We start from the raw sequence: 6811 nt of genomic DNA, 5'->3' as shown, positions 1-6811 counted from the left end.
TCACTCTATTTTCTCCGCAATTTTTATTTTTGTGTATTTTATACATTTTTTTTTTTTTTAATTATTTATTCAGCATATTGATATTTATATGTTTCCTATCTCCGTCTAACCATTTGCAAATATAGTAGCCAACTACACTTGCCAGTACGGAAACAAGAAAAGATATAATTTCTGACACGTAGACACACCCCCTTTCTGTTGCCAGAATGGGCGCGACAACGCTAGATATTATATCACAGGGGCAGAAATGCCACAAGAAGCCATTTCCCCTTGTTTATCATCAAAGCCATAAGGAAAAGAGTGTCAAGGGCGGTCATAGACCGCAGCGTTTACCCTTGATACTCTTTTTTGTTGGCAATCATGCTGGAGGGGAAAACGGCTGTCCGTCCGTTCCGTTACTTCCCCCTGTGCTTCATTGTCCGTTCCGGCGGAAGAAAGTAAAGGGTGGTCTGCGACCATTTTTTATCTGCTGCATTCGCTGATCGGCAAGCCGAAGCTCATATTGCAGATAAAAAACAAGCCCTTGACTGTCTCCCTCCTACACTTCCAAAGCCGCCCAAGAGGAAGTAAGCTTCACTATATTCTTGGCAGAATATACGTACGAATATATCCGCTTGACAAAAGTGCTACCACCATACTATAATATGTGTAGCGGATATATTGCAAGTTCCCTAAAGTGTTACCACTTTAGAACTTGTGAGGGTGGCAAGCCCCCCTTCAATCCCCCTTGAAGCAGAGCCGAAAGGCTCATAATGTGACGGTGGTAGCACCGAAGAAAGTGAGGTCGCAAATGAAAATCAGCGGAGCAAAAACAATAGCGGAATACAAAGAAATCAGAGCCAAGAAAATTCAGAAATGGATTGATAGCCATTTTGTTGAAGGTTCTGTAAAGTGGGAATTTGACGGAGCAAATGCGATAAAGGTAACGGACAAGACCGGCGATAGCATGTTAGTACAGTTGTCCGAAATTGATTAACAGGAGGGAAACAAAAGTGACAGTAAGAAATTTTTTGAAATTGCATGAGGGCGGTGTGGCTTGCGTATCAATCCAGCAAGAACCATACGACCATGAAAAGCATGGATATGTAAAGACGTACTTCGAGGAAGCAGCACAAGAGGATATTCTTGCATCTGATACATTCAAGAAGATAGCAAACAAGCAAGTAGACCATTTTAATATCATTGGCGGTGGAATGTATAAAGTCGAGTTGTGCATTTATTTGGAGGAAGAATAATGGCGAATAAAAGCAGACCTAAGCAGTTATCATTCCGAGTAAGTGAAGAAGAATACCAGCAGTTACAGGAGAAGATTTCAAAGAGCGGAAAGAACCAGCAGGAGTATATCCTTTCCTGTGTGCTGGAGAAGCAGATTGTGAATACGGACGGTATCAAGGAACTTATCCCGGAACTGAAACGGATAGGGAACAACCTCAACCAAATAGCAAAGCGGTGTAATGAGGGGGGAATGTTGCCGAGTGAAGCGGAAGTGCGGAAGCATGGAGAGGAGCTGAACAAAGTATGGCAGTCATTAAGGCGGTATCTTCAAAGGCGGGCATAGGGCACGCCATAGATTATGTGACGAAAAAAGAAAAGACAGAGGAGAAGCTTGTCAGTGGTCTGCATTGTGAGCCGGAGACAGTCAAGGAAGAAATGCAAGCCACAAAGGAGCTGTGGGGCAAGACAGACGGAAGAACCTATAAGCATTATGTGCAGTCCTACCATGAGGACGAGGAAATAACCCCGGAGCAGGCTCACAAGAACGCTATCGAGCTGGCGGAGCATACAAAGGCATGGAAAGGGCATGAAGTTCTGATAGCCACGCATATAGACAAGGGGCATATACATACGCACTTTATAGTCAATTCCGTAAATTATGAGAACGGTCATAAGCTCCAATGGAGTAAGCACGACCTTAAAGACTTAAAGGAACGGTGCAACGAACAGAGCAGGGAACAGGGCTTGCATGTGCCGGAGAAAGGAAAGACATTTGCTGGAGAAGCCCGGGAAGAAACGGTGGCATGGAGTAAAGACACCTACCAGCTTTTGAAACAAGCAGAGCAGGGAAAGGTCAAAAGTTATGTGCAGGATATTGCCCTGGCGGTACTGGACTGTAAGGAAACAGCGACCAGCCGGCAAACCTTTATCCGGCTGATGAATGAAAGAGGGTACGGAGTGGACTGGCAGGACAGCCATAAGTACATCACATATACCGACTTAGCCAGGGAACAGGCAGGAGAAAAGGCTTGTAAAATCAGGGATAACAAGCTGGAAAAATACTACAATATGGATTTCGGAAAGGAGAGCATGGAGCATGAGTTTGAGAGAAATGCACGAACAGCAGAAGCAGAGCAGTCCAAGAGAGCAACTTCAAGAGTTAAACCGACAGAGCCGGACAGAGCTGGAAAACAGTTTGCTCAAAGAAGCGTTGGCGATGTCGAGCGAGAACTGCGAGGAATTGATGAAGCAGTCAAATCAAGAACAAGTAAGGGCAGAGCAGAACAGGCAGAGAGACGCAGAGCAGAACAGGAAGCTCATCAGCGAGCTGAAGCAGAGCGTAGAGCTACTGAAGAACAGCAACGAATTGCTTCAAGACGCTATATCGGGCGAGATTGGGAGCTTGAAAGATGAGGTTAAGGAAAATACCGTCCAAGAGGTTAGAAAGGCGTTACAGGCGAATATAGAGGCTATACAGAGGGCGACAAAGCTTCTTGAGAAGCAGTCTGATACACTTACGAGCGTGATGAAGCAGAAACTCCGGGAGCTGGAGGAAAGTAAGAACAGCTTTTTCAGATATGAGGGCTTGAAACTGTACCTGTTTTGGGGTGGCATGGTCTGTAATATTTTAGTATTTCTTATGCTAGCGTCTAGCATGTTTGGTAGGTGAAAATATATCTAGTTAGATTAAAAAGGTGCAAAAACCTATTGATAAGATTAGCGGTCAAGGCGAGAGGGAGTGAGGTGTAGGTATTGACACCCCAAAGGCACTCCCTTATACTTGAGAGAAAAGGGTGCAAAAACCTATTGATAAGATTAGCGGTCAAGGCGAGAGGGAGTGAGGTGTAAAAGACTATGGCAAAATACACCAAAAGGAGAGATAAAAGAGGGTATGAGTGGAAGTCTGCTTATCGGGAGAAAGAAGCCCTTATGCTGGAGAGGGGATACCCGGAAGTAAGTCCTCATGATTTCTATCGGGAGTTGTTTCCGGCTGGCAGTCTCCAGCAAGAGCCGGAGGACGGAAAAGGCAATATTATAGCGACACAGATTAGACCGTCCGGCAAAGGAAGAACCCGGCAGTGGGTAATTGATGATAGTCTGAAAATGTTGGATAAGGTCGTAGGGGATAGGTTTGGGCTGATACCGCCTATTAGTTTTTACGGAAAGTCACACACGAAAGAGAACGCTCATGAGCTGTTTGCGGTGGTGGTGGACGTGGACTATGTAGGCAAACAGCAGTTAAAGAACCTGTTGAAGCAGTTTGGGAATGGTGTGCAGCTTTGTCCGACTTATCTTGTCAGCTCCGGCAAGGGGGTACATCTTTACTATTTCTTGCAGGAGCCGGTTCAGTTGTATCGAAACAGGGAAGAAGTGCTTGCGGAGCTAAAAGAAGCCCTTATCCGGCGGCTATGGAATGATACCAGCTCTATCCGTCCGGACAGCCCGGATATAACCGGAATTTATCAGGGGTTTCGGTGTGTAGGGAGTCAGTCGAAGCTGGGTGCAGATTTCCCAGTAAAAGCCTATAAGCTGTCAGAGAACCGTTACACGCTGGAGGACATAAAAGCCAGCATACCGAGCTGTAAGGTAGACCTTGCTCCGTTGTATGAGAAGCCGAGAAGAAGAAGTACCGTTACGCTGGAAGAAGCAAAGGAACTGTACCCGGAATGGTATGAGAAGCGGATCGTGCAGGGAGAGCCGAAGCAGCAAAGTAAGAAGCAGGGCGGTACGTGGGTATGTAACGAAGCTTTATATGAATGGTGGAAACGGAAAATAACCGAGGAAGTGAAAGCTGGAGGGCGTTACTTTTCCATTATGGCGTTATGCTCTTATGGCTTGAAGTGTGGCATATCTGAGCAGAAGATACGGAGAGACGCCTATGCGTTCCTGGACCATTTAGAGAGCCTTACCGAGGACGAGGACAACCATTTCAGCCGGGCAGATGTAAAAGACGCTCTCCGGGCATTGAAAGGGGACAGAAAAAGGCTGTCAACGATAGCAAGCCGGGAATGGATAGAGGACAACACAAAGGTTACGATACCAGCAAATAAGCGAAATTACAGAAAACAAGAGGCTCATTTATATCTTGCAAGGCGAAAAAAAGAGGATATGAAAGTTATAGGCGAAGTAGTAAAAGAGGGCAGACCAACAGCAGAGCGGACAGTCAGAGAATGGCAGGAGAGCCACCCGACAGGAAAGAAAGCGGACTGCATCCGAGAGACAGGACTTGCAAAGCATACCGTTTATAAGTGGTGGAAAGATATAAACAATGAAAATATATAGGGAAAAAGGAGTTATTTAATAACTCCTTTTTCCCTATTGTCTATTGCTGAAGATTTGAGGAAAAATGAAGGAATTTTGATAAAAAAAGATAATTTATCAAATATATTAAAGCCAAGGTTATTATTCCAATAATGATGCTAATAGGCAATATTTTTTTATAAATAGTGTTGCAAGAGACGTTCCTAAAAGAAACGCAGATCCATATGGAATAACAATATTCAACATAAAAATTTTATTATGTTTTTTTCGTAAGGTTGATTGATTATGGATTAAAAAACAGAGGCGTTGAGGATATCCTGATTGCATGCGTTGATGGTTTAAATGGATTTCCACAGGCAATCGAGGCTGTTTATCCAAAAACAGAGATTCAGCAGTGTATCATCCATCAGATCCGTAATTCAACGAAGTTTGTTTCATACAAAGACATCAAAAAACTGATGGCTGATCTGAAGCTTGTATATGCAGCTCCGACGGAAGAAACCGCTTTAAATGAACTGGAACTGTTCAAGGATAAATGGGATTCCAAGTACCCAAAAATCTATAAATCCTGGCATGATAATTGGGCACCCCTGTCCACTTATTTCAAATATCCGGAGGCAGTAAGACGGCTGATTTATACCACAAATGCCATTGAAGGATTCAACCGCCAGCTCCGGAAAGTGACTAAAAGCAAGGCGGTATTTCCGTCGGATGACAGCCTTTTGAAAATGCTGTATCTGGCAACCATGGATATCACGAAAAAATGGACCGGACACAGGCAGGACTGGGGACAGATCCATTCCCAGCTTGAAATTTATTTTGAAGAACGTCTGGCAGGGCGGAACCTGTAAAGCAGTCAATTTTAGGCAGGTTTTATTGACATGCCTAAAAACTACTGTATAATGCAGATATGGGCAGAATCCGGAAAATCGGCTCTGCCCATTGTAACTATTCACAAATCTTATATCAGTTTTTAACGTTTACACAAAACTTGAAACGGTCTCTAAAATTTTGTATAATAGGAATTGAAGTTAAATTAGATGCTAAAAATTTGTAATTAAGAAGGAGGGATTCGTCATGTTGGTATTCCAAATGCGTAATGTAGATAAAACATCTACTGTTTTGAAACAGACTAAAAACAGTGATTACGCAGATAAATAAATACGTTAGATTAATTCCTACCAGTGACTAATCTTATGACTTTTTAAACAGATAACTAAAATTACAAACAAATCGTTTAACTTCTGTATTTATTTACAGATGTAATCACTTCAGGAGTGATTACATGAACAAAAATATAAAATATTCTCAAAACTTTTTAACGAGTGAAAAAGTACTCAACCAAATAATAAAACAATTGAATTTAAAAGAAACCGATACCGTTTACGAAATTGGAACAGGTAAAGGGCATTTAACGACGAAACTGGCTAAAATAAGTAAACAGGTAACGTCTATTGAATTAGACAGTCATCTATTCAACTTATCGTCAGAAAAATTAAAACTGAATACTCGTGTCACTTTAATTCACCAAGATATTCTACAGTTTCAATTCCCTAACAAACAGAGGTATAAAATTGTTGGGAATATTCCTTACCATTTAAGCACACAAATTATTAAAAAAGTGGTTTTTGAAAGCCGTGCGTCTGACATCTATCTGATTGTTGAAGAAGGATTCTACAAGCGTACCTTGGATATTCACCGAACACTAGGGTTGCTCTTGCACACTCAAGTCTCGATTCAGCAATTGCTTAAGCTGCCAGCGGAATGCTTTCATCCTAAACCAAAAGTAAACAGTGTCTTAATAAAACTTACCCGCCATACCACAGATGTTCCAGATAAATATTGGAAGCTATATACGTACTTTGTTTCAAAATGGGTCAATCGAGAATATCGTCAACTGTTTACTAAAAATCATTTTCATCAAGCAATGAAACACGCCAAAGTAAACAATTTAAGTACCATTACTTATGAGCAAGTATTGTCTATTTTTAATAGTTATCTATTATTTAACGGGAGGAAATAATTCTATGAGTCGCTTTTGTAAATTTGGAAAGTTACACGTTACTAAAGGGAATGGAGATAAATTATTAGATATAACAGCGACAACTAACCTAACGGAGGCTCAACCGTAAAATGAGAAGAACCCCCAGTAGTGGCTGCTACTGGGGGTTCGTTTTGTGTCTACGTGACACATTATATCTTTTCTTAGCTATTGCCATTATAGCATATGCTCTCAGGCAAATCAAGTTTACGCAATTATTATATTTTTTATACGTATCACTCTATTTTCTCCGCAATTTTTATTTTTGTGTATTTTATACATTTTTTTTTTTTT

8 protein-coding genes and 1 pseudogene are annotated in these 6811 nt (G+C 41.8%); all 9 read left to right on the top strand.

Annotated elements, in window-relative coordinates:
- The first annotated feature begins 790 nt into the window (after positions 1-790).
- The 9 genes and pseudogenes from DXA57_RS16895 to erm(B) all read left to right on the top strand — a co-directional run bounded on the left by DXA57_RS16895 (position 791) and on the right by erm(B) (position 6499).
- Entirely contained in the window at positions 791-976 is a 186-nt protein-coding gene (locus tag DXA57_RS16895) for a hypothetical protein (RefSeq protein WP_055228720.1), read from the top strand.
- A gap of 16 nt (positions 977-992) precedes the next feature.
- Entirely contained in the window at positions 993-1235 is a 243-nt protein-coding gene (locus tag DXA57_RS16890; RefSeq protein WP_055228721.1) for a hypothetical protein, read from the top strand.
- Positions 1235-1558 (top strand): MobC family plasmid mobilization relaxosome protein, encoded by a 324-nt coding sequence (locus DXA57_RS16885; RefSeq protein ID WP_055228723.1) that lies wholly within the window; start codon positions 1235-1237, stop codon positions 1556-1558. The genes DXA57_RS16890 and DXA57_RS16885 overlap by 1 nt, the downstream gene beginning before the upstream one ends.
- A complete protein-coding gene (locus DXA57_RS16880; RefSeq protein WP_117768419.1) occupies positions 1519-2628 on the top strand; it encodes a relaxase/mobilization nuclease domain-containing protein in 1110 nt (369 codons plus the stop codon). The genes DXA57_RS16885 and DXA57_RS16880 overlap by 40 nt, the downstream gene beginning before the upstream one ends.
- A complete protein-coding gene (locus tag DXA57_RS16875; RefSeq protein ID WP_055228726.1) occupies positions 2618-2884 on the top strand; it encodes a hypothetical protein in 267 nt (88 codons plus the stop codon). Before DXA57_RS16880 ends, DXA57_RS16875 begins: the two co-directional genes overlap by 11 nt.
- Before the next feature lie 185 nt (positions 2885-3069).
- Complete coding sequence (locus tag DXA57_RS16870; protein ID WP_055228728.1) at positions 3070-4497, top strand: hypothetical protein; 1428 nt, start codon at positions 3070-3072, stop codon at positions 4495-4497.
- A gap of 269 nt (positions 4498-4766) precedes the next feature.
- A pseudogene (locus DXA57_RS16860) lies at positions 4767-5327 on the top strand (IS256 family transposase); the annotation flags it as partial.
- A gap of 226 nt (positions 5328-5553) precedes the next feature.
- Positions 5554-5637: a 23S rRNA methyltransferase attenuation leader peptide gene (locus DXA57_RS16855; protein WP_001814874.1), complete on the top strand. Its 84-nt coding sequence runs from the start codon at positions 5554-5556 to the stop codon at positions 5635-5637.
- Positions 5638-5761: 124 nt separating this feature from the next.
- Positions 5762-6499 (top strand): 23S rRNA (adenine(2058)-N(6))-methyltransferase Erm(B), encoded by a 738-nt coding sequence (gene erm(B), locus DXA57_RS16850; protein ID WP_066542830.1) that lies wholly within the window; start codon positions 5762-5764, stop codon positions 6497-6499.
- Positions 6500-6811 lie beyond the last annotated feature (312 nt).

Source organism: Blautia sp. OF03-15BH (genome assembly GCF_003463065.1).
Lineage (GTDB): Bacteria > Bacillota > Clostridia > Lachnospirales > Lachnospiraceae > Limivivens.
The sequence above is the reverse complement of the archived record's forward strand: the minus strand, read 5'-3'. Positions and strand labels throughout refer to the sequence as shown.

Bases quoted from the DNA above. Each gene is read 5' to 3' on its own strand.
- DXA57_RS16895 (WP_055228720.1), top strand. From the start codon at position 791: ATGAAAATCAGCGGAGCAAAAACAATAGCGGAATACAAAGAAATCAGA.
- DXA57_RS16885 (WP_055228723.1), top strand. From the start codon at position 1,235: ATGGCGAATAAAAGCAGACCTAAGCAGTTATCATTCCGAGTAAGTGAA.
- DXA57_RS16880 (WP_117768419.1), top strand. From the start codon at position 1,519: ATGGCAGTCATTAAGGCGGTATCTTCAAAGGCGGGCATAGGGCACGCC.
- DXA57_RS16870 (WP_055228728.1), top strand. From the start codon at position 3,070: ATGGCAAAATACACCAAAAGGAGAGATAAAAGAGGGTATGAGTGGAAG.
- DXA57_RS16855 (WP_001814874.1), top strand. From the start codon at position 5,554: ATGTTGGTATTCCAAATGCGTAATGTAGATAAAACATCTACTGTTTTG.